This window comes from Streptomyces sp. NPDC058375 (assembly GCF_042723425.1).
In the GTDB taxonomy this organism is placed as follows: Bacteria; Actinomycetota; Actinomycetes; order Streptomycetales; family Streptomycetaceae; genus Streptomyces; species Streptomyces durocortorensis.
In genome coordinates this window covers 13312-32439 of sequence record NZ_JBHXJG010000059.1, presented here as the reverse complement: position 1 = coordinate 32439, position 19128 = coordinate 13312, and the positions used below count along the sequence as shown (strand labels likewise).

Below are 19128 nucleotides of genomic sequence, written 5' to 3'. Positions count from 1 at the left end.
CGCCTCACCCGCCCACCCAAGAGCTTTGACACGCCCCCCGTGGTGTGCCGACGGCCCTGGCCCGCCAGGCAGACTGGCGGGCATGGCCGTCTCCATGTACCACATCGCCGTCGACGCCCACGACCTGCCGCTCCTGGCTCGCTTCTGGAGTGCGGTGCTGGACTGGCAGGTGCTCTTCGAGCACGAGGAGGAGATCATCATCGGCGCGCACGAGACCGCGCTGCCGGGCATGTGCTTCCTCCCCGTGCCCGAGGGGAAGACCGTCAAGAACCGGCTGCACATCGATCTGACCCCGGACGACCAGGACGCCGAGGTCGAGCGGATCCTCGCACTCGGCGCCCGGCGGGTGGACGTCGGGCAGGGGCCGGACGCCACCTTCGTGGTGATGGCCGACCCCGAGGGCAACGAGTTCTGCGTGCTGCGCCCCAAGCGGACCCTGACCGACTGAGGCCGCGGCCGGGCCCCTCGTTCAGACGTGGGCGGGCGGCGGCGGACCGTACTGCTCCGGCAGCGTCTGCGCCGCCGCCCCGGCCAGGACCGGGCCCAGGTTCTCCGTACGCATCCGGAGGTCCACGTAGAGCAGGCCGGTCACCAGCGGCGGGAGGACCATCGTGATCAACTGCGAGATCATCTGGCTGATGAACGACAGCAGTATCACACTGCCGAGCATGGCGATGAGCGCTCCGTCGCTCGGCTCGGCACCCATGTCGGCGGGGTCGAACAGGCCGGGCAGCATGCCGATCATCTGGAACGGCATCTGGATCATGAAGCCGATCATGGCCGCGATGCCGAAGCCGAGCAGCGTGACGCCGAAGACCCGCCACCAGGTGCCGCGCACGAGCTGGGCCGAGCGTCGCAGGGCCCCCACCGGGCGCTGGTTCTCGAAGACCACGATGGTCGTGGCCAGGGAGAACCGCACCCAGAGCCACATGCCCACCGGAGCGATGAGCAGCCCGACGACGGCGCCGATCAGTGCCAACGGCATCGCACCGTCCTCGTCGCCCAGCGAGACCGTGTAGACCATCAGCCCGGCGAAGGCGGCCATGAGGGGCGCCATCGGGATGAGCATGATCAGCCCGGTCAGGAACACCGTGCCGATGATCGACCAGACCCGCGGCCACGCCCGCTTCCAGACCTCTCCGAAGCGGATCGGGCGGCCCAGGACGGCTTCCTGGAGGACGACGGGGGCCGCCGCCTGCATCATGGCCGACGCCAGCAGGTAGACGATCATGCCGATGACCATCAGCACGCCGAACGCCACGCCCAGCGGGACGAGTTCGCCAGCGTCGGGGGAGCCCGAGGAGCCGGACGTCAGCTCGTCCCACTGGCTCGCCACGGCGGAGGCGGCCACCACCAGGGCGACGGCCATCACGAGCGTCGCCGCGCCGAACAGCGTCAGAGCCACGCCGATCAACGGCTTCCAGTACCGCCCGATCGTCGCGAAGGCACCGCTGAGCATGTCCGAGACCCTCAGCGGCGCCAGGGGTATCACCCCCGGCTTGGGCGGTGCGGCCCACCCGCCGTGCCAGCCGCCGCCCGGTCCCTGCGCTCCCCCGTGGAAGGGCCCCCCACCGTGAGGTGTGCCCCCGTACGGGCCACCGCCCCACCCTGCGTCCTGCGCCACTGCGTCTCCGTCATGTCGTCGGCCCGGGTGCCGGGCCGTTCTGTCGTCGGCACACCGTAGCGCCCCCGACGTGGGACGATGATAGGTACGGCCGTACACAACGTTGGGTACAGTCGTACACATGGGATACGCATACGGACTGCTCGCCGCGGCCATCGCGGCGGAGGTGGCCGGGACGACGGCCATGAAGTACAGCGAGGGCTTCACCCGGCTCTGGCCCTCGCTCGGCACCGTGGTGGGCTACCTCATCGCCTTCACCCTGCTCGCCCAGACCCTCAAGACCCTCTCCGTTGGCACCGCGTACGCCATCTGGGCCGGCGTCGGCACGGCGGCCGTCGCCCTCATCGGGATCCTGTTCCTGGGGGAGTCCAGCAGCCTGGTCAAGATCACGGGCATCGTCCTGATCGTCGCCGGGGTCGTCGTCCTCAACCTGGGAGGGGCCCACTGATGGCCCGGAACCCGGGAGGGCCCCACTGATGGCCCGGCGGTACGACCCCGAGCGGCGGACGCGGATCCTCGATGCGGCGCTGGCCGTGATCGCGACCGACGGCATAGCCGGGCTCAGCCATCGCACCGTGGCCGCCGAGGCCGATGTGCCGCTCGGCTCGACCACGTACCACTTCGCCTCGCTCGACGAGCTCCTGGTCGCCGCCCTGCGCCGCTGCAACGAGAACTTCGTCCAGGCGCTGCGCTCCAGCGGCCTCTTCGCCGAGGAGGGGGACGGTGAGTGGGGCGGGGCGGCGGAGACGGTCCTCGCGGAGGAGCTGACCCGGCTGCTGGACGGGTGGTTCGCGGGCGAACGCGGGGCGATCGAGCTGGAGTACGAGCTGTACCTCGCGGCCCTGCGGCGCCCCGCGCTGCGCCCCGTCGCCGCCGAGTGGACCGAGGAGGCCGTCGAGCTGCTGTCCCGGCGCACCGACCCGGAGACCGCGCGGGCTCTCGTCGCGCTGATGGACGGCGTCTGCCTCCAGGTCCTGCTGACCGGCGGCACGTTCGACGCGCCGTACACCCGGAAGATGCTGGAGCGGATCGTCGCGGGCGGCGGCGTCTGACCGCGTCGGGGTCCTCGGTCAGGCCGCCGGGCGGCGGACCGCATTCCGGCCCGAATCGGCCCGCTCGGTCCGCCGGGGGGCGGTGTCCGGCCGCGTCCGGGGCCCGCTCGGTCCGTCGGGGCGGCGCCCGACCGCGTCCGGGGCCCGCTCAGGCCGCCCCGCGGCGTACCGCTTCCAGTGCCTCGTACACGCCCGCCCCGATGTCCGTGATCGGGTACAGCACCTCGCGGATCGTCCGCTCCCGGTCCACCACCAGCGTCAGCCGCTTGAGCCTGCTCACGCCCGCCGCCCGGAACGTCGGCAGCCGCAGCGCCGCCGTCAGGGCCAGGTCCGCGTCCGAGAGCAGCGGGAAGCGCAGCCCCTCCTTCTCCGCGAACGCGCGCTGCTCGTCCGGGCGTTGTACGGACACCCCGTGCACCGTCGCGCCCGCCGCCGTGAACTCGGCCAACTGGTCGCGGTACGTGCACGATTCGAGGGTGCAGCCGCTCGCCCCCGGGATCCCCGCCCAGCCCGGCGGATAGGCGTCGCGGGTGGCGTAGGCGCTGGGGAAGCAGTACAGGACGGTGTACGGGGTGTCGGCGACCGGGTCGCGCTGCTCGCCGTCGTTCCCCGGCAGCAGCAGCTCCGGCAGTCGTGTCCCCTTGAGCGCCCGCATCCGGGCCGCCTCCTGCGAGGCCTCCGTCGTCGTCGCCATCGTCTCCCCTTCCCCCAGCACCCAGGTGTCGCCCCAGTCCTGGAGCGCGATCAGCACGGGCAGCAGCGCCCGGCCGCGCGGGGTGAGGCGGTACTCGTACCGCACCGGGCGGTCCTGGTACGGCTCCCGCGCCAGCACCCCCGCGTCGACGAGCAGGCGCAACCGCTCGGTGAGCACCTTGCGCGAGACGCCCAGCTCCTGCTGGAGCGCGTCGAACCGGTGCACCCCGCGCGCGGTGTCCCGCACGATCAGCAGCGTCCACCAGTCGCCCACGACATCGAGGGCCTGGGCGATCGAGCAGTCGGCGTCGGCCAGGCTGGTGCGCTGAGGCATGGTCGTCCCTCCGGTTGTGGCCGCTGTCCGCCCCGCCCGCCCCGCCGGGGTCCTTTCGGTTGACCCCGATGGAATCATGCTGCCATAGTCCGTTCCCATAAGGAACTCACTGCGGCGTGCGCAGGAGTCGTACGGGGATGGCGAGGGTGGCGGGGATGGCCATGGTGCGCGGAGTGCCGCGGACGGTACGGCTGCTGGCGCTCGGGGCGTTCCTCAACGCCGTCGTCAGCTTCACCTTCGTCTATCTCTTCGTGTACCTCGTCGGGCAGCGCGGTCTGAGCGTCACCCAGGCCGGAGTGATCAGCGGCGTCGGCGGCATCGGCCTGGTCGCCGGGAACTTCACCGGCGGCTGGTTCGGCGACCGCTTCGGCCACCGCCGCGCCCTGCTGACCGGCGCCTGCGTCAGCGGAGCGGCGCTCGTCGTCCTGCCCGCCCTGCCGGTCGCCGCCCTGTACGCGGTGCTCCCCGTCGCGCAGTACGCCGCAGGCGTCGTCCGGGCCGCCAACGCGGCGCTCGTCGCGGTCTCCGTACCCGAGGGCGGAAGCCGCCGCCAGAGCTTCGCCCTCTTCCGCTTCGCCGCCAACGGCGGCTTCGCCATCGGCCCGCCGCTCGGCGCGCTGGTCGCCACCCGCTTCTCGTACGACTGGCTCTTCGTCGCCGACGGCCTCGGCACCCTGCTCTTCGCCCTCTACGCCGCCCGGATCCTGCCCGCCCGCGGCAGCGCCCACTCCGTACCCGCCCACGACCCGGACGCTCCGGGCCTCTGGCGCGAACTGCGGGCCAGACCCGCCGTCCTGGTGCTGCTCGCCGCGATCGTCGTCGTCGACGTCGTCTACCGGCAGCAATACTCGACCCTGCCGGTCTTCCTCGCCGACCACGGTCACACCACCCAGCTCTACGGCTGGCTGCTCGCCATCAACGGCGGCGTCATCCTCTGCCTCGAACTGCCCGCAGCCCACGCCCTGCGCCGCCGCACCCCGCTCGGCCTCGTCGGCGTCGGACTCCTGCTCGTCGGGCTCGGCTACGCCGTCCTGATCCCCGGCGCGGGCGTCCTCTTCGCCGTCACCATGATGCTCTCCCTGACCCTCGGCGAGATCCTCTACAAGACCCCCGCCACCGCCTACGTCGCCGACCAGGCGCCCGGCCACGCCCAGGGCCGTTTCCAGAGCCTGTACGCCGGTGCTTCGATCAGCGGGCAGGTGCTCGCCCCGCCGCTCGGGGCCGCTCTGTACGCGGCGTCCCCCGCTCTGCTCTGGCCGGTGTCCGCCCTGCTCGCGGCGGCCGCCGGGGGAGCGGTGCTGGCGGCGCGACGGCTGCCCGGACCGGGGGAGCGGGCGCGGGCGGCGGGAAAGGGGCCGCACGCTGAGACCGGTTCGCCCGAGCGGGCCCCGGCCGGTTAGGTTGCTGTTCATGACCGACACGACTTCCCAGGGTTCTGCCCGTACCACCGGCGCCGTCGCCGCCGGCCTCGCCACCGTCGCCGGTGACGGCACCGTCCTCGACACCTGGTTCCCCGCCCCCGAGCTGACCTCCGACCCCGGCCCGGCCGGTACGCAGCGGCTCACCCCGGACGAGGCCGTGAACCGGCTCGGCGAAGGCGCCGCCAAGGCGATCGGCGTGGACGCCCGGCGCGGCGTCGAGATCGTCGCCGTGTCCACGGTCATCTCCTCGCTCGACGACAAGCCGCTCGACGCGCACGACGCCTACCTGCGCCTGCACCTGCTCTCGCACCGGCTCGTCCAGCCGCACGGCCAGAACCTCGACGGCCTCTTCGGCCTGCTCGCCAACGTCGCCTGGACCTCGCTCGGCCCGGTCGCCGTCGACGACCTGGACCGAGTCCGCCTCAACGCCCGCGCCGAGGGCCTGCACCTCCAGGTCACCTCGGTCGACAAGTTCCCGCGCATGACGGACTACGTAGCCCCCAAGGGCGTACGCATCGCCGACGCCGACCGCGTCCGGCTCGGCGCGCACCTCGCCGCCGGGACCACCGTCATGCACGAGGGCTTCGTCAACTTCAACGCGGGCACGCTCGGCACCTCCATGGTCGAGGGCCGGATCTCCGCGGGCGTCGTCATCGGCGACGGCTCCGACATCGGCGGCGGCGCCTCCACCATGGGCACCCTCTCCGGCGGCGGCAAGGAGCGCATCATCATCGGTGAGCGCTGCCTGGTCGGCGCGGAGGCGGGCGTCGGCATCGCGCTGGGCGACGAGTGCGTCGTCGAGGCCGGTCTGTACGTCACCGCGGGCACGCGCGTCACGCTGCCGGACGGCCAGGTCGTCAAGGCCCGCGAGCTGTCCGGCGCCTCGAACATCCTCTTCCGCCGCAACTCGGTCACCGGCACCGTCGAGGCCCGCCCGAACAACGCGGTCTGGGGCGGCCTGAACGACGTGCTTCACGCCCACAACTAGCCCTCGCAGCAAGGCTCTCAGGCCGCGAGGAGCTCCTCGTACGCCTTCCGCAGCCCGTCGGTCGCCTCGCGCCCGGCGGGCTGCAGCGGTTCCCGGACCGGGCCCGCGTCCAGCAGGGCCTTGGCCGTGACGGTCCCGGGGAGCCCGCTCGCCATCATCAGCTCGACGAGGCGGGCCGTCAGCCCGTTCAGCCGGGCCGCCTCGTCGGTGCGGCCCGCGTCGAAGGCGTCCAGCGGCGCCCGCACCTGGCGCGGGGCCACGTTGGCGACCGTACTGACATAGCCCGCGCCGCCCACCGCGTACAGCGGAAGGTTCAGCTCCTCGCTGCCCGAGTAGTACGCCAGCGAGGTGCGGGCCAGCACCTTCGTCGCGCCGAGCAGGTCCAAGGAGCAGTCCTTCACCGCCACCACGCGCGGGTGTCCCGCCAGCCGCAGCAGGGTCTCCGGCTCGATCCGTACGCCGGTGCGGCCGGGGATGTCGTACAGCATCAGCGGCAGGCCGGTGGACTCGGCGACCCGCAGGAAGTACGCCTCGACGGCGGCCTGCGGCGGGCGGCTGTAGTACGGGGACACCACCAGCAGCCCGTCCGCGCCCGCGTCCTCGGCCTCCCGGGCCAGGCGCAGGGTGGCCGCGGTGTCCGGGCCCCCGACGCCGGAGAGCAGCGGCACCCCGTCGCCGACCTCGGCCCGGATGGCCCGCAGCAGGGCGGACTTCTCGGCGCCGGTTGTGGTGGGGGACTCGCCCGTGGTGCCGCTGAGGACGATCCCGTCGCAGCCCTCGGCCACCAGGTGCGCGGCGTGCGCGCGGGCGGCGTCCGGGTCCAGGGTGCCGGTGGCGGTGAAGGGCGTGATCATGGCGCAGAGCGTGCGGCCGAAGGGACGCGGTGCGGTGGTGGTCATGGGGGAAGTCTCGGCGTCCGGAACCGGAAAGGTCCACTTAGATTTCCTTGTGGTGAACGGCAAGAGCTGCTGACCGCCCAGAGCGAGGGGCTTCAGCGCCGGGGCTGGAACTCGGTGCTCCGGACCGGGCTTCAGCTCCCCGGTGCGGCTCCGGCCGTGGGGACCGTGTGCGTGACCCAGGCTGAGCCCGCCGGAGCCCCGGGCAGCACGTGCAGCAGGAACGCCGGAGGCTCGTCCGGATAGCCGGGCACACCCTCCCGCAGCACAAGACCGCTCTGCCGGTACGTGCTCGGGGCGACGGCCACCGTACTGCCCGCGAAGGACGCCGTGACCGGGCGGTGCACATGGCCCGCCAGCACCCGGACGACCCGGGGGTGCGCGGCGACCACCTCGGCCAGCGCCGGGCCGTCCGCCAGGCCCATCGCGTCCAGGAACGGAACGCCGACCGGAACCGGCGGATGGTGCAGAGCGACGAGGGCCGGTACGCCGGGCCGTTGGGCGAGGGCTCGGTCCAGCCGGGACAACTGGCCGGCCCCCAGCCGCCCGCCCGGCGCACCGGCCACCCACGAGTCCAGGACCACCATCGTGAACGCCGGGTGCTCCACCACGTACGACGTCAGCGTCCCCCCGCCCAGGAAACGCGTTCCGCCGAACACGCCGACGAGCGCCTCCGGCGCGTCGTGGTTGCCCGTCACCAGGTGCAGCGGCAACGGGAACGCCTCGATCTCCTCGCGCAGCGCCGCGTACTCGCCCGGCTCCCCGCGCTCGGTGAGATCACCGGTGATCACGGCACAGTCCGGGAGCGGGTCCAGGGCGAGCACCCGGCGCAGGGCGGCCCGCAACCCCGCCGCGGGGGCCGCCGCCCCGGGGCCGGTGGTGAGGTGCGGGTCGCTCAGGTGCGCCACGGAGAGGGTCATGCCCCCACCCTTCCCCGGCGACGGCGGTCCGCACCCGGTCATGCCGTGGGCGAACGGCACGCGGGCACGTCCGCGGGAACAGCCTTGACCTCGACCGGACTTGAGGTGTGACGGTGATGGTCGTAGCGCACCGACCGGCGCACGCACAGGAGGAACACCGCCATGACCACGCACGTCACCCGCCGCCCCGACCCGGCCCGCCCCGATGCCGCGATCGCCAAGGCCGGCACCTGGAACGTCGGGACACCGCAGCGGCAGCGAGAGACCGCCGACGCCATCCGGAAGGCCTGGGAGAGCCGGGAATGGCCGCACCGCGGGCTGCTCTCCTACAGCGTCTACGAAGGGGAGGACGGCGCGACCCTGCTGCACTACTCCCAGTGGACCGGCGAACAGGCCTACCAGGACTTCGTACGCGAGGGCCGCGACCCCCGCAACGCCGAGATCGACGCGGCCGTCCCCGGCATCGAACGCCTCGGCCTGCACACGTACGAGCTGTACCGCTCCGGGCCCCGGGCCGAGGGCGACACCCGGGAGACCGGCTGCGTCGTCATCGTCGACGTCGAGTTCGAGGGCCCCGACGCGGCGCGCCAACGCGACTGGGTGGACGCCGTGTTCGAGGCGCTCGGCGACGACGTCCAGCTGCCGGCCGGCGGCATCGCCGCACACTTCCATGCCTCCACCGACGGCGCCCGGGTCCTCAACTACGCCGAGTGGGAGAGCGCCGAGCACCACGTCGCGGCCCTCGCCGCACCCGGTGAGGGCGTCGGATCCCCGTCCCCGCTCTGGGAACGCGTCCAGAAGTACCCGGGCATGACCGGCGGCGGCGTGCACCGCTACACCCCCGCGCTCAGCATGGAACCGGGCACGGGCGAGTAGCGGCGCGCCGGGCGGCGGGCGGCGAAATGCGTCTAGGCTTGGGCGGCTGAACCGCGTACGCACTCCGTACGCCCCCGAGCACGCACCGAGGAGAACCCCCGATGTCCGCAGAGCGCCCCTCCCTGCCGCCGGTGCGGCTGAACTCCGAGGCCGAACTGGCGCGGGACGCGCTCGCCGCTCCGCTGTTCGTCCGCGCCGTCAAGCTCGCCCGGTGGGCCGGTCCCGGCACCCGGGTCGGCGCCGGCGGCGAGCTCGTCGAGGCGCAGCTGCCCGCGGCCGCCGAGCACCTCGGGCTCGCGGCCGACGAGGACGGCGCCGCGTACGCCAGCGAGGCCTGGCGGCTCGCCGTGGACACCGGCCTCCTCGACGTCACCGACCCCGAGGAGGACGAACTTCCGGGCGGCGCGGACGGCGCTCACGGCGCGGACGGTGCGGAAGGCTCGGAGGCCGAGGGCACCGTCACCGCGGGCGAGAACCTGGCCCTGCTCACCGGCGGCTCCCCGCAGGACGTCCTGTCCATCTGGCTCGACGGCCTGGACGCCGTGCACGCCGACGCCACCGCGCCCGTCCTGGACGACTTCGCGGACCTCGTCGGCGAGGACGGCTCGATCGACTTCGACGCACTGGACTGGGATCCGGAGGCCGAGGCGGAGTTCCTCGACGGGGTCCTCGGCAACCTCTACCTGCTCACCCTCGCGGACAACGGCGCGGGCGAAGGACCGGTCCCGCTGCCCGCCCTCGCCGCGTCGATGATCGTCCCCGACGACATGGGCGAGCCCACCGACGACATCCTGGAGCAGGTGTCGGAGGCGATGATGCGCCTCGACGACCAGTTCCGGCTCCTCGAACCCATCGGGATCGTCGCCTACCAGCCGGTCGACGAGGCGCTGCTGGTCGAGGAGGGCGAAGCGGCGGACGCCTCCGTCGCCGGGGCCGACGACGAGGACGTCACCCGGTACGGCATGGTCAGGCTCACCCCCCTCGGTCTGTACGGCGTCCGGGCCCGGCTGCTGGAGGCCGGGATGGGCGCCCCCGCCGTCGGCGACCTCGCGGGCAAGGGCGCCGACGCCCTCCTCGGCGGCATCGCCCACTACCCGGAGTCCGCCGCCCGCGCCGAGGTCAAGCTCTGGCTCGAGGGGTACGCCGAGGGCGCGGTATCGGCGGCGGCCGAGCTGCTGGCCGCCGCGCGCGGCACGGACGAGGGCGCACCGCTGCGCCGCCTCCACTGCCAGCAGGCCCTCGCCCTGGCCGGCTCCGAGGCGGAGCCCGCCGTACGGGGGGTGCTCGGCGACCCGGAGCTGGGCGGCCTCGCCCGCGTCTGGCTCGCGGAGCGCGGCGCCGCCGATGTGCCCGCGCCGCCGGAGGACATGATCTTCTGGCTGGCCATCGACACCATCGCCGCGCAGCTGGACGCGGACGGCGAGCTGGATGAGCTCCAGGGCCTGATCGAGGGCCTCTCCGCGCAGCACAGCGGCTTCTTCGACGAGGTATGGCGCGTCGACCACCCGGCCACCGCCGATGTGCTGGAGGCCATGGGCCGGCTGCACAGCGACAAGAAGGCCGCCAAGGACGCCCGCAAGGCGGCGTTCAAGGCTCGCTCGCGCGCGGGTGTCTGAGGCGGCGGCGCGTAGCTCTTGTGCTGAGCGCTGCTCTGACGAAGCAGGCGTCGGCGGTTCGACACCGCCCGTGCCGCCCCGGCGGGCGGGAAAAACGCCACACCTTCGGGGGTCTTTCCGATTGCCGCGTTCCGCGTGGATTCGCTGCTGGAGGCGGGAGTAAGCGCTGACCGGCCCTGGTGAGCGCTGATTACGAATCCGGCACTTCTGGGGCCCCGGCACCGGCGGGCATGGCGTCGGGCCTTCACAGGGCGCATACTCGACGTAATGAAACAGTCAGCCGGATCCCGGCGTCACCTGCCTTCCAGTCCCTTCAACCGCCCGGCCCAGGAGGCCCCACCGGTCGAATGCTTCGATGTGGGCGACAGGGTGTCGCACGACCAGTTCGGGCTCGGCAGGATTCTTGCTGTCGAGGGCGACAACGACGCAGTCCTCATCGACTTCTCGGGGCGTCAGGGAAGGATCCTGAGCCCGTACTCCAAGTTGACCAAGCTCTGAGACGCGGGACGAGCACGAGCAGCGTCCGTCTTCTCCGGATCCGGGGCGCCTGAATCCCTTCAGGCGCCCCGGACTCCGTTGCGGACCCTGGGGCGGCCCCTTACAGGGCCTTGGCGGCGGGCTTCACCATGCCCCGCACGGTGCGCGACTTCACGAACTCGCCCATCGCGGTCATCTCCCACTCGCCGGTGAACTGCTTGATGAGCTTGGCCATCATCACGCCGGTCTGCGGCTCGGCGCCGGTGAGGTCGAAGCGGACCAGCTCCTCGCCGGAGGCGTCGTCGATCAGCCGGCAGTAGGCTTTGGCGACCTCGTTGAACTTCTGGCCGGTGAACGAGTTCACCGTGAAGACCAGGCCCGTCGCCTCGGCGGGGATCCGGCCCAGGTCCACGATGATCGTCTCGTCGTCGCCCGCGCCCTCACCCGTGAGGTTGTCGCCGGAGTGCTTGATCGCCCCGTTCAGGATGGTCAGCTTGCCGAAGTAGCAGCTGTCCAGGTGATTGCGGTTGGGGCCGTAGGCGATCACCGACGCGTCCAGGTCGATGTCCTTGCCGCGGAACGCGGGCTCCCAGCCCAGGCCCATCCTGACCCGCGAGAGCAGCGGTGCGCCGCCCTTGACGAGGGACACGGTCTGGTTCTTCTGGAGGTTGACCCGGCCCTTGTCCAGGTTGATCTTCCCGGAGCCGGCGGGGGCCGCCGGGGGAGCGGGCGGGGCGGGCGGTGCGATCCGCGGGTCGACGGGGGCGGCGACCGGGGCCGGGGCCTGGGGCGCGACCGGCGCGGGGGCCGCCGGGACCGGAGGGGCGACCGGGGCGGCGGGCTCCTCGACCGAGACGCCGAAGTCCGTGGCGATCCCGGCCAGCCCGTTGGCGTACCCCTGGCCGACCGCGCGGGCCTTCCAGGCGCCGTTGCGCAGGTAGATCTCGATGACCACGAGCGCCGTCTCGGCGCCCAGCTGCGGCGGGGTGAAGGTGGCGAGCGCGCTGCCGTCGTCCGCGTTGCGCACGGTGGCGGTGGGCTCGACGCCCTGGAAGGTCTGGCCCGCGGCGTCCGGGCTCGCGGTGACGACGATCTTCTCGATGCCCGGCGGGACGGCGGCGGTGTCCACCACGATCGCGTCGGGCGCCGAGCCCCCGCCGGCGCGGTAGGTCACGCCGGGGCCCGAGGGCTGGTTGTAGAAGATGAAGTCGTCGTCGGAGCGCACCTTGCCGTCGGCGGTGAGCAGCAGGCCCGAGACGTCGAGCCGCACCGGAGCGGCGACGTCCACCGCCACGCGGGCGGCGGAGAGAGGGATGTTCGAGCCGGGGGTCATTGCGGTCATGCACGGGGTAACGAACGACCCGGCTTTGCCGTTCCCTTACTTTCGCGCCCGTCCACCAGATGCTTTTCGGCCGTCGAACCGGGCTCCGAACCAGGCTCCGAACGGGCTCCGAACCAAACTCCGAACGGACTCAGCGGCGGTTGCGCGGGTGGTTGCGGGCGGTGCGCTCGTTGCCGTGCTTGTACGCGCCGGTCCAGCGCGCCATCACCAGTTGGGCGTCGCCCGATGTCGCCTCGGCCAGGAACTTCTCCGCCCGGCCACCGCGCAGGGTGCCCGCGGGCCGGCCGTGGTGGGTGATGGTGACGCTCTGGTCGGCGTGCTGTTCGTACTGGAATCCGGAAGGTCTCGGCATGCCCGTATCCTGCCCGACCGGCCGCCCCGCGTCGCCCGGATTTTCCGCCGCCGCCCGCCCAGGCGCCCGCCCGCCCCGCCATCCGCGCTCCGGCTCAGTGCGGCCAGATCGGCGGATCGGTCACGAAGGGGCCGCCCACGCAGGCGTGCGCCGGATTGCCCGGGTCCAGCTCGCCCTGGTCGGCCACGAGCTTCGCCGCGTACGGCTCCGAGTCGTCCAGCGGCCGGTAGCCCAGCGCCCGTGCCGGGCCCAGGTCCCACCACAGGCGGGTGTTGGCGGAGGAGCCGTAGACGACGGTGTGGCCGACGTCCTCGGCGGTGAGGGCCGCGTGGAAGAGGCGGGCGCCGTCGGCGGGGCTCATCCAGACCGACAGCATCCGCACCGAGGTGGGCTCCGGGAAACAGGACCCGATCCGCACCGACACCGTCTCCACTCCGTGCTGGTCCCAGTAGAGCTGGGCCAGGTCCTCGCCGAAGCACTTCGAGAGCCCGTAGTAGGTGTCCGGGCGGCGCGGGGTGTCCAGCGGGATCAGCGGATCACCGGCGGCCGGGCGCGGGGTGTGGCCGATGACGTGGTTGGAGGAGGCGGACACGATACGCCGGACGCCCTCCTCGCGGGCCGCCTCGTAGAGCGCGTACGTGCCCTGGATGTTGGCGCGGAGGATCTTGTCGAACGTGGACTCCAGCGAGATGCCCGCCAGGTGGATCACCGCGTCCACCCCGCGCACGGCCTCGCGCAGCGCCTCCCGGTCGTTCAGGTCGGCGGTGATCGCCTCGGGTGCGCCCTCCACCGGGACCAGGTCGAACAGCCGCAGGCCGTATCCGTACGCGGGCAACAGCCCCCGCATCAGGGTGCCGAGGCCGCCTGCGGCGCCGGTGAGCAGGACGGTACGGGGAGCGGTCATAGAGGGGTCTCCTCGGGGCGAGCGCGGGCGCAGTGCGACAGGCTGTCCGACATTCACATGCATGGACAAGCTAGGGACGGGTGATCGGCGGCGTCAAGAGGCTGCGTCTGCCTTGACCTGCCGCCAAAAGCTGGCTTAGCGTTGCGGTGTTCAGAAATATAGACATCGATCAGAGTTGTGCACGCCTGAATCTGCTCAGGGAGCGCCCGTGACCTCAGCCCCCCTTGCCGCCCGGCTCCGTGAAGTCGCCGGGCCGCTCTTCTTCCCCGTGACCGCGTTCGGGCCGGACGGCGCCGTCGACGTCGACGTCTTCCGCGCCCATGTGCGGGCCGGGATCGACGCCGGAGCCGCCGCGGTCTTCGCCTGCTGCGGCACGGGCGAGTTCCACGCGCTGACCCCCGAGGAGTTCCGCCTCGCGGTCGCCGCCGCCGTCGAGGAGACCGCCGGGCGGATCCCGGTCGTCGCCGGGGCCGGTTACGGCACGGCCCTCGCCGTCCGGTACGCGCGAGCCGCCGAGGAGGCCGGAGCCGACGGGCTCCTCGCCATGCCGCCTTACCTCGTCGTCGCCGACCAGGAAGGGCTGCTCAACCACTACGCGGCGCTCGCGGCGGCCACCGGCCTGGAGACGATCGTCTACCAGCGCGACAACGCGGTCTTCACCCCGGAAACCGTCGTGGCCCTCGCCCGCACGCCCGGCATCATCGGGCTCAAGGACGGTCTCGGCGACCTCGACCTCATGCAGCGCGTCGTCAGCGCGGTCCGCACCCACCTGCCCGACGGCGAATTCCTCTACTTCAACGGGCTGCCCACCGCCGAGCTGACCGGCCTCGCCTACCGGGGCATCGGCGTCACCCTCTACTCCTCCGCCGTCTTCGCCTTCGCCCCGGACATCGCACTCGCCTTCCACCGGGCCCTGGAATCCGGCGACGACGCCCTGGTCAACGCGTTGCTCGACCACTTCTACCGGCCGCTCGTCGAACTGCGCGCCAAGGGCCGCGGGTACGCCGTCTCCCTGGTCAAGGCCGGGGTCCGGCTCCAGGGCCTGGACGTCGGCGAGGTACGCACCCCCCTCACCGAACCACTCGCCGCCCACGTCAAGGACCTCATCGAGATCATCGCGAGCGGCCGCGCCCTGCTGGAGGAGCGGGCCACCGCGGGAGACCCGGCGTGAGGGCGGGCGTCTTCCTCTACCCGTGGGACGTCGTCGGCGATCCGGACGCCGCCGCCCGGATCGCGGACCTGGGTGTCCAGCAGGTCACCCTGGCCTCGGCCTACCACTCCACCCGGGCCCTGACCCCCCGCCACCCCGCCCACCGCGTCGTGACCGCCGAGCACGCCGCCGTCCTCTACCCGCCGGACCCGGACCGCTGGGCGGGGCGGGCCCTCGCCCCGTACCGCCAGAGCTGGACGCCCGGCGACGATCCGTACGGGGAGGCCGCCGGGGCGCTGGCCGCGGCAGGCCTGGAGGTGCACACCTGGGTGGTCCTCGCGCACAACTCGCGGCTCGGCGCGGAACACCCGGACACCTCGGTCGTCAACGCCTACGGTGACCGCTACCCCTGGGCCCCCTGCATCGCCCGCCCCGCCGTGCGCGCCCACCTCGTGGATCTCGCGGCGGAGGCCGCCGCCCGGCCCGGTGCGCACGGCACCGAGCTGGAGTCCTGCGGCTGGTACGGCTTCGCCCATCTGCACGCCCACGACAAGGTCGCGGGCGTCGGCCTCGGCGACGCGGCGCAGTTTCTGATGTCGCTGTGCTTCTGCGCCGTGTGCCGCGAGGGGTACGGGGACGCGGAGGCCGACCCGGAGGCGCTGGCCGCCGCCGTCCGCCGGGCCCTGGAGCCGGCCTGGTCCGGCGGCGGCTCCCCGGAGTCCGGCCGCGACGGCATCGCGAAGCTCCTCGGGCCGGAGCACGCGGACGCCGCCCTGCGATGGCGCGGCCGGGTGGCCCGTACGTTCCAGGAGACGGCCGTCGCAGCCGTACGGGCGGCGGCCCCGCCCGGCTTCCAGGTGCTGCTGCACGCCGACCCCGTCCCGTACCGCACCGGGGCCAACGTCGGCGTCGAGCCGGACCACGTCCTCGCCGTGGCGGACGGCGTGGTGCTGCCGTGCACCGGACCCGAAGCCGTACGGGAAGCGGTCCTGGGCCCGTTCGCGGGGCGGGGCGGGGTGCGCGCCGCCACCTTCGGGATCGTCACCGGGATGGGCGGAAGCCCCCGCACCCTGGAGCGCGACGCGGCCCACGCCGCCTCGCTCGGCGCGGACCAACTGCGCCTGTACCACGCGGGACTCGCCTCGGGCCCGGACCTGGAGGCGGTCGCCGCGGGGCTTGCACGGCTGGGGTGAGGGGGCCGCACTGTCACGGCTGGGGTGAGGGGGCCGCACTGTCACGGCTGGGGTGGCCGGCCTCGTGCTCGCGCTGCTGGGGTGGCCGGCCTCGTGCTCGCGCTGCTGGGGTGGCCGGCCTCGTGCTCGCGCTGCTGGGGTGGCCGGCCTCGTGCTCGCGCGGCTGGGGTGAGACAGGCCCGCACTCGCGTGGCTGGGGTGGTCGGGCCCCGCGCTCGTACGGCTGGGGTGAGGCGGGGTCTCCGCCGGGCCGAGGCCGAGCGCTCACGGAGCGGGCGGCGAGGGCGACGGCGAGGGCGGCGCGGGCGCGGGAGCCGGGGCCCCGGGGGCGTCGCGCCGTCGCCGTGCCCCCGCCACCAGCACCGCCGCGGCCAGCACCCCCGCCGCCCCGGCCCCCGCCGTCAGCACCCTCACGTCCACCACCGCGACGAGCCCCGCCCCCAGCGCCAGGGCCACCGCGTTGGGCGCCGTCATCAGCGAGCCCGCCGTCGCCGCCGTCCGCCCCAGCACCGCGTCCGGCGTCTCCCGCTGTACCGCGGTCATCGCCGCGATCAGCACGCACGGCAGCCCGAACCCGATCGCCGCGCTCGCCGCCAGGGCCACCGCGTCCAGCGGCACCGTCCGCGCCCCGACCCCCAGCGCGAACAACGCCGTCCCGCCCGCCGCGAACACCCGCTCGGGCAGCCGGCGCAACAGCGGCCCGGCCAGCAGCCCCACCGCCACCGAACCGGCGCCCTGGACCGCGTAGAGCACCCCCGCGTACGCCGGGGCCCGGCCGAGCACATCGTCGACGTACGCGAAGGTAACGGCCCCGTTCACGCCCGCCGGCAGCATCGTCGCCGCCCCCGCCGTCACCAGCGGGCGCAGCACCGCCGAGGCGCGGATCCGCCGCAGCCCGGCGGCGAGTTCGCCGCGCCGCCCGCCCACCGGGGGCCGCGGAGCCGCCCGCACCGGCAGCCGGGCGAAGACCAGGGCGGCCAGGGCGCACGTCATCGCGGCCGACAGCGCCACGGCCGGGCCGCCGAACCGGGTGTACAGCCCCGCGCCCGCCAGCGGGGCGACCAGCTTCATGCCCTCGTTGGCCGTCATCCGCAGCCCGTTGAAGTCCGCCAGCAGCGAGGCGGGCACGGCCCCCGCGACGAGCGCCGACTCCGCCGCGTCGAGCAGGAGCCCGCTCGCCCCGTAGAGCACCAGCACCACGAAGACGATCCAGGCCGTGCCTGCCGAATCCACCAGCACCAGCGGGACCAGCAGGCAGGCCATCGCCAGATTGCCCCGGACCAGCAGCGCCTTCCGGTCCATCCGGTCCGCGAGCGCGCCGAGCGCCGGCGCGGCCGGCACCGGGGCCCACAGCGCGCACACCGTCAGGGCCGCCAGACCGTTCGACCCGGTCAGCGACTTGACCCAGATACCCGCCGTGAGCCACATCGCCGACGTACCGAACCCGGAGACGACCACCCCCGCCAGACAGCGTCCCGCCGTCCGGTCCCGCAGGACCCGCACGACCGCCGAACCGCCCATGTCGCCCTTGCCTCCCCTGCCACCCATGCAGGGGAGTCTGGGGAGTAAGGCCCTCCGGCGGCATCGGGTGGATGCCCTATGAGGGCGGCATGAGGGCCGGGCCGCGCCGCTCAGACCAGCAGTCGGCGGATCTCCTCCGCGAGTTCGGCCGCCGACGTGGTCAGCACCATGTGGTCCGCCTCGGGCAGCACCACATGCCGGCCGTGCGGGGCTGCCGCGCCCGGTACGCGTGTGAGGCGGTCGCCCGCTCCCGGACGGACTTCGGCATGCCGGGGGTTGGAGGTGCTGGGGGCAGCCAACTCACCGCTCCAGCGCCGCCTTCATCATCTTCTGCGCGATCGGTGCGGCCAGCCCGTTGCCGCTGACCTCGGAGCGCGCCGAGCCGGAGTCCTCGACGATCACCGCGACCGCCACCCCCTTGCCGCTCTCGCGGTCCTTCGCGTACGAGGTGAACCAGGCGTACGGGGTGTTGCTGTTGTCCACGCCGTTCTGCGCGGTGCCCGTCTTCCCGCCGACCTCGGCCCCGGGGATCCGGGCGTTGGTGCCGGTGCCCTTCTCCACGACCGTCTCCATCGCGCTCTGCAACTGCTCGGCGGTCGACTCCTCCACCACGCGCTTCGTGTCGCCGCCGTCGGTCTCCTCCAGCGCCGTACCGCCCCCGTCGCTCACCTGGGAGACCATGTGCGGCGCGGCCAGCTCACCGCCGTTGGCCAGCGCCGAGCTGACCATCGCCATCTGGAGCGGGGTCGCGGTGACCTCGAACTGGCCGATCCCCGTCAGGGCCGTCTGCGCCTTGTCCATGCCCGTCGGATACACGCTCTCGGCCGCCCGCACCGGGACGTCCAGCTCCTTGGTGTCGAACCCGAACGCGTCCGCCATCTCCTTGACCTTGTCCTGGCCGAGATCGGCGGCGGCCTTCGCGAAGACGTTGTTGCAGGAGAACTGGAGGGCGGTGCGCAGGGTCGCGTTCTCGCAGGGGGCGGATGCGTTCTCGTTGCGCAGGACGGTGCTGGTGCCGGGCAGGGTGTACGGGTCGGGGCTGTCGGTGCGCTCGTCGACCGAGCCGTAGAGCCCGTCCTCCAGCGCGGCCGCCGCCACCACCAGCTTGAACGTGGAGCCCGGCGCCAGCGGCTGCCGCAGCGCCCGGTTGACCAGCGGCTTGTCCTTGTCGTCCAGCAGCTTCTGCCAGGCGTCCCCGTCCGTCGTCCCGCTGATCTTCGAGGGGTCGTACGAGGGCGTCGAGACCATGCCGAGGATCCGGCCGGTCTTCGGGTCGATCGCCACCGCCGCGCCCTTGTCGTCGCCGAGCGCCTCGTAGGCCGCCTTCTGGACGTCCGGGTCGATGGTGGTGAGGACGTTGCCCGGCGCGGCCTGCCCGCCGGTGATCAGGTCCTTCGGGTTCTTCAGCCGGTCGTCCGTGCCGTCCAGGACATCGCTGTAGATGCCTTCGAGCTGGGTCGCCCCGTACGCCTGCGAGCTGTAGCCGGTGACGGCCGCGTACAGCTCGCCCTGGGTGTACGTGCGCTTGTACCGGAGGTCGCCGCCACTGGTCCCCTTCGATCCGGTGACCGGCGAACCGGCCACGATGATGTCCCCGAGCGGCTGCGCGTACTGCGCGATGGTGTTCCGCCGGTTGTGCTCGTCGTCTGCGAGCGCCTTGGCCTCGTAGCCCTGCACCCACGTCGCCCGCACCAGCAGGGCGAGCACCATGAGCAGGCAGAAGACCGAAGCGCGCCTGATTGTCTTGTTCATCCCGCTGGAGGGACGAG

19 protein-coding genes, 1 tRNA gene and 1 pseudogene are annotated in these 19128 nt (G+C 73.3%); 11 read left to right on the top strand and 10 right to left on the bottom strand.

What is annotated here, in order from left to right:
• Window positions 1-82: 82 nt before the first annotated feature.
• Entirely contained in the window at window positions 83-448 is a 366-nt protein-coding gene (locus ACFWM7_RS13080; protein WP_383259315.1) for a VOC family protein, read from the top strand.
• A 21-nt stretch (window positions 449-469) separates the two neighbouring features.
• Here the strand turns inward: ACFWM7_RS13080 and ACFWM7_RS13075 are convergent, their stop codons facing one another.
• Window positions 470-1459: a hypothetical protein gene (locus tag ACFWM7_RS13075; RefSeq protein WP_383259312.1), complete on the bottom strand. Its 990-nt coding sequence runs from the start codon at window positions 1457-1459 to the stop codon at window positions 470-472.
• A gap of 286 nt (window positions 1460-1745) precedes the next feature.
• Here ACFWM7_RS13075 and ACFWM7_RS13070 point away from each other — a divergent pair, with 286 nt between their 5' ends.
• Window positions 1746-2072 carry a DMT family transporter gene (locus ACFWM7_RS13070; protein ID WP_383259309.1) on the top strand — a complete coding sequence of 109 codons (327 nt, stop codon included), beginning with the start codon at window positions 1746-1748 and terminating at the stop codon, window positions 2070-2072.
• Between the two features lie 28 nt (window positions 2073-2100).
• A complete protein-coding gene (locus ACFWM7_RS13065) occupies window positions 2101-2676 on the top strand; it encodes a TetR/AcrR family transcriptional regulator (protein ID WP_383259305.1) in 576 nt (191 codons plus the stop codon).
• Window positions 2677-2824: 148 nt separating this feature from the next.
• On the opposite strand, the gene ACFWM7_RS13060 is transcribed toward ACFWM7_RS13065, so the two are convergent.
• Window positions 2825-3703, bottom strand: coding sequence for a winged helix-turn-helix transcriptional regulator (locus ACFWM7_RS13060; protein ID WP_383259299.1), 879 nt, complete (start codon window positions 3701-3703; stop codon window positions 2825-2827).
• Between the two features lie 155 nt (window positions 3704-3858).
• Between ACFWM7_RS13060 and ACFWM7_RS13055 the strand changes: the two genes are divergently transcribed.
• Both ACFWM7_RS13055 and dapD read left to right on the top strand, forming a co-directional pair.
• Window positions 3859-5103, top strand: a complete 1245-nt coding sequence (locus tag ACFWM7_RS13055; RefSeq protein ID WP_383259325.1) for an MFS transporter — start codon at window positions 3859-3861, stop codon at window positions 5101-5103.
• A gap of 10 nt (window positions 5104-5113) precedes the next feature.
• Window positions 5114-6112, top strand: coding sequence for a 2,3,4,5-tetrahydropyridine-2,6-dicarboxylate N-succinyltransferase (gene dapD / locus ACFWM7_RS13050; protein ID WP_383259297.1), 999 nt, complete (start codon window positions 5114-5116; stop codon window positions 6110-6112).
• A 17-nt stretch (window positions 6113-6129) separates the two neighbouring features.
• Here dapD and dapA read toward each other — a convergent pair whose 3' ends face one another.
• Together dapA and ACFWM7_RS13040 are read right to left on the bottom strand one after the other, a co-directional pair.
• Window positions 6130-7011, bottom strand: coding sequence for a 4-hydroxy-tetrahydrodipicolinate synthase (gene dapA, locus ACFWM7_RS13045; protein WP_383259291.1), 882 nt, complete (start codon window positions 7009-7011; stop codon window positions 6130-6132).
• A gap of 131 nt (window positions 7012-7142) precedes the next feature.
• Complete coding sequence (locus ACFWM7_RS13040; protein ID WP_383259289.1) at window positions 7143-7928, bottom strand: phosphodiesterase; 786 nt, start codon at window positions 7926-7928, stop codon at window positions 7143-7145.
• 162 nt (window positions 7929-8090) lie between these two features.
• Between ACFWM7_RS13040 and ACFWM7_RS13035 the strand changes: the two genes are divergently transcribed.
• From ACFWM7_RS13035 to ACFWM7_RS13020, 4 genes are all read left to right on the top strand, one after another.
• Window positions 8091-8804, top strand: a complete 714-nt coding sequence (locus tag ACFWM7_RS13035) for an antibiotic biosynthesis monooxygenase (RefSeq protein ID WP_383259285.1) — start codon at window positions 8091-8093, stop codon at window positions 8802-8804.
• Between the two features lie 101 nt (window positions 8805-8905).
• On the top strand, window positions 8906-10420 hold the full coding sequence (locus tag ACFWM7_RS13030) for a hypothetical protein (protein WP_383259282.1): 1515 nt from the start codon (window positions 8906-8908) through the stop codon (window positions 10418-10420).
• 5 nt (window positions 10421-10425) lie between these two features.
• A tRNA-Val gene (locus ACFWM7_RS13025) sits at window positions 10426-10497 on the top strand.
• 190 nt (window positions 10498-10687) lie between these two features.
• Window positions 10688-10918 (top strand): hypothetical protein, encoded by a 231-nt coding sequence (locus ACFWM7_RS13020; RefSeq protein ID WP_003969918.1) that lies wholly within the window; start codon window positions 10688-10690, stop codon window positions 10916-10918.
• Between the two features lie 100 nt (window positions 10919-11018).
• Here ACFWM7_RS13020 and ACFWM7_RS13015 read toward each other — a convergent pair whose 3' ends face one another.
• From ACFWM7_RS13015 to ACFWM7_RS13005, 3 genes are all read right to left on the bottom strand, one after another.
• Window positions 11019-12239 carry a TerD family protein gene (locus ACFWM7_RS13015; protein ID WP_383259279.1) on the bottom strand — a complete coding sequence of 407 codons (1221 nt, stop codon included), beginning with the start codon at window positions 12237-12239 and terminating at the stop codon, window positions 11019-11021.
• A 130-nt stretch (window positions 12240-12369) separates the two neighbouring features.
• Window positions 12370-12591 carry a hypothetical protein gene (locus tag ACFWM7_RS13010; protein ID WP_205086752.1) on the bottom strand — a complete coding sequence of 74 codons (222 nt, stop codon included), beginning with the start codon at window positions 12589-12591 and terminating at the stop codon, window positions 12370-12372.
• A gap of 94 nt (window positions 12592-12685) precedes the next feature.
• Entirely contained in the window at window positions 12686-13495 is an 810-nt protein-coding gene (locus ACFWM7_RS13005) for an NAD-dependent epimerase/dehydratase family protein (protein ID WP_383259275.1), read from the bottom strand.
• A 208-nt stretch (window positions 13496-13703) separates the two neighbouring features.
• Here ACFWM7_RS13005 and ACFWM7_RS13000 point away from each other — a divergent pair, with 208 nt between their 5' ends.
• On the top strand, window positions 13704-14666 hold the full coding sequence (locus tag ACFWM7_RS13000) for a 5-dehydro-4-deoxyglucarate dehydratase (RefSeq protein ID WP_383259273.1): 963 nt from the start codon (window positions 13704-13706) through the stop codon (window positions 14664-14666).
• Window positions 14663-15838: a hypothetical protein gene (locus ACFWM7_RS12995; protein WP_383259272.1), complete on the top strand. Its 1176-nt coding sequence runs from the start codon at window positions 14663-14665 to the stop codon at window positions 15836-15838. Before ACFWM7_RS13000 ends, ACFWM7_RS12995 begins: the two co-directional genes overlap by 4 nt.
• A 264-nt stretch (window positions 15839-16102) precedes the next feature.
• Here the strand turns inward: ACFWM7_RS12995 and ACFWM7_RS12990 are convergent, their stop codons facing one another.
• The 3 genes and pseudogenes from ACFWM7_RS12990 to ACFWM7_RS12980 all read right to left on the bottom strand — a co-directional run bounded on the left by ACFWM7_RS12990 (window position 16103) and on the right by ACFWM7_RS12980 (window position 19111).
• On the bottom strand, window positions 16103-17359 hold the full coding sequence (locus ACFWM7_RS12990; RefSeq protein ID WP_383259322.1) for an MFS transporter: 1257 nt from the start codon (window positions 17357-17359) through the stop codon (window positions 16103-16105).
• Window positions 17360-17469: 110 nt separating this feature from the next.
• Window positions 17470-17636 (bottom strand): annotated as a pseudogene (locus tag ACFWM7_RS12985) (alpha/beta hydrolase); the annotation flags it as partial.
• Window positions 17637-17659: 23 nt separating this feature from the next.
• On the bottom strand, window positions 17660-19111 hold the full coding sequence (locus ACFWM7_RS12980) for a peptidoglycan D,D-transpeptidase FtsI family protein (protein WP_383259270.1): 1452 nt from the start codon (window positions 19109-19111) through the stop codon (window positions 17660-17662).
• Window positions 19112-19128 lie beyond the last annotated feature (17 nt).

Excerpts from the sequence above, each read along its gene's own strand:
- ACFWM7_RS13080 (WP_383259315.1), top strand. The coding sequence starts at position 83 with ATGGCCGTCTCCATGTACCACATCGCCGTCGACGCCCACGACCTGCCG.
- ACFWM7_RS13075 (WP_383259312.1), bottom strand. The coding sequence starts at position 1,459 with ATGCTCAGCGGTGCCTTCGCGACGATCGGGCGGTACTGGAAGCCGTTG.
- ACFWM7_RS13070 (WP_383259309.1), top strand. The coding sequence starts at position 1,746 with ATGGGATACGCATACGGACTGCTCGCCGCGGCCATCGCGGCGGAGGTG.
- ACFWM7_RS13065 (WP_383259305.1), top strand. The coding sequence starts at position 2,101 with ATGGCCCGGCGGTACGACCCCGAGCGGCGGACGCGGATCCTCGATGCG.
- ACFWM7_RS13060 (WP_383259299.1), bottom strand. The coding sequence starts at position 3,703 with ATGCCTCAGCGCACCAGCCTGGCCGACGCCGACTGCTCGATCGCCCAG.
- ACFWM7_RS13055 (WP_383259325.1), top strand. The coding sequence starts at position 3,859 with ATGGCCATGGTGCGCGGAGTGCCGCGGACGGTACGGCTGCTGGCGCTC.
- dapD (WP_383259297.1), top strand. The coding sequence starts at position 5,114 with ATGACCGACACGACTTCCCAGGGTTCTGCCCGTACCACCGGCGCCGTC.
- dapA (WP_383259291.1), bottom strand. The coding sequence starts at position 7,011 with ATGACCACCACCGCACCGCGTCCCTTCGGCCGCACGCTCTGCGCCATG.
- ACFWM7_RS13040 (WP_383259289.1), bottom strand. The coding sequence starts at position 7,928 with ATGACCCTCTCCGTGGCGCACCTGAGCGACCCGCACCTCACCACCGGC.
- ACFWM7_RS13035 (WP_383259285.1), top strand. The coding sequence starts at position 8,091 with ATGACCACGCACGTCACCCGCCGCCCCGACCCGGCCCGCCCCGATGCC.
- ACFWM7_RS13030 (WP_383259282.1), top strand. The coding sequence starts at position 8,906 with ATGTCCGCAGAGCGCCCCTCCCTGCCGCCGGTGCGGCTGAACTCCGAG.
- ACFWM7_RS13020 (WP_003969918.1), top strand. The coding sequence starts at position 10,688 with ATGAAACAGTCAGCCGGATCCCGGCGTCACCTGCCTTCCAGTCCCTTC.
- ACFWM7_RS13015 (WP_383259279.1), bottom strand. The coding sequence starts at position 12,239 with ATGACCGCAATGACCCCCGGCTCGAACATCCCTCTCTCCGCCGCCCGC.
- ACFWM7_RS13010 (WP_205086752.1), bottom strand. The coding sequence starts at position 12,591 with ATGCCGAGACCTTCCGGATTCCAGTACGAACAGCACGCCGACCAGAGC.
- ACFWM7_RS13005 (WP_383259275.1), bottom strand. The coding sequence starts at position 13,495 with ATGACCGCTCCCCGTACCGTCCTGCTCACCGGCGCCGCAGGCGGCCTC.
- ACFWM7_RS12990 (WP_383259322.1), bottom strand. The coding sequence starts at position 17,359 with ATGGGCGGTTCGGCGGTCGTGCGGGTCCTGCGGGACCGGACGGCGGGA.
- ACFWM7_RS12980 (WP_383259270.1), bottom strand. The coding sequence starts at position 19,111 with ATGAACAAGACAATCAGGCGCGCTTCGGTCTTCTGCCTGCTCATGGTG.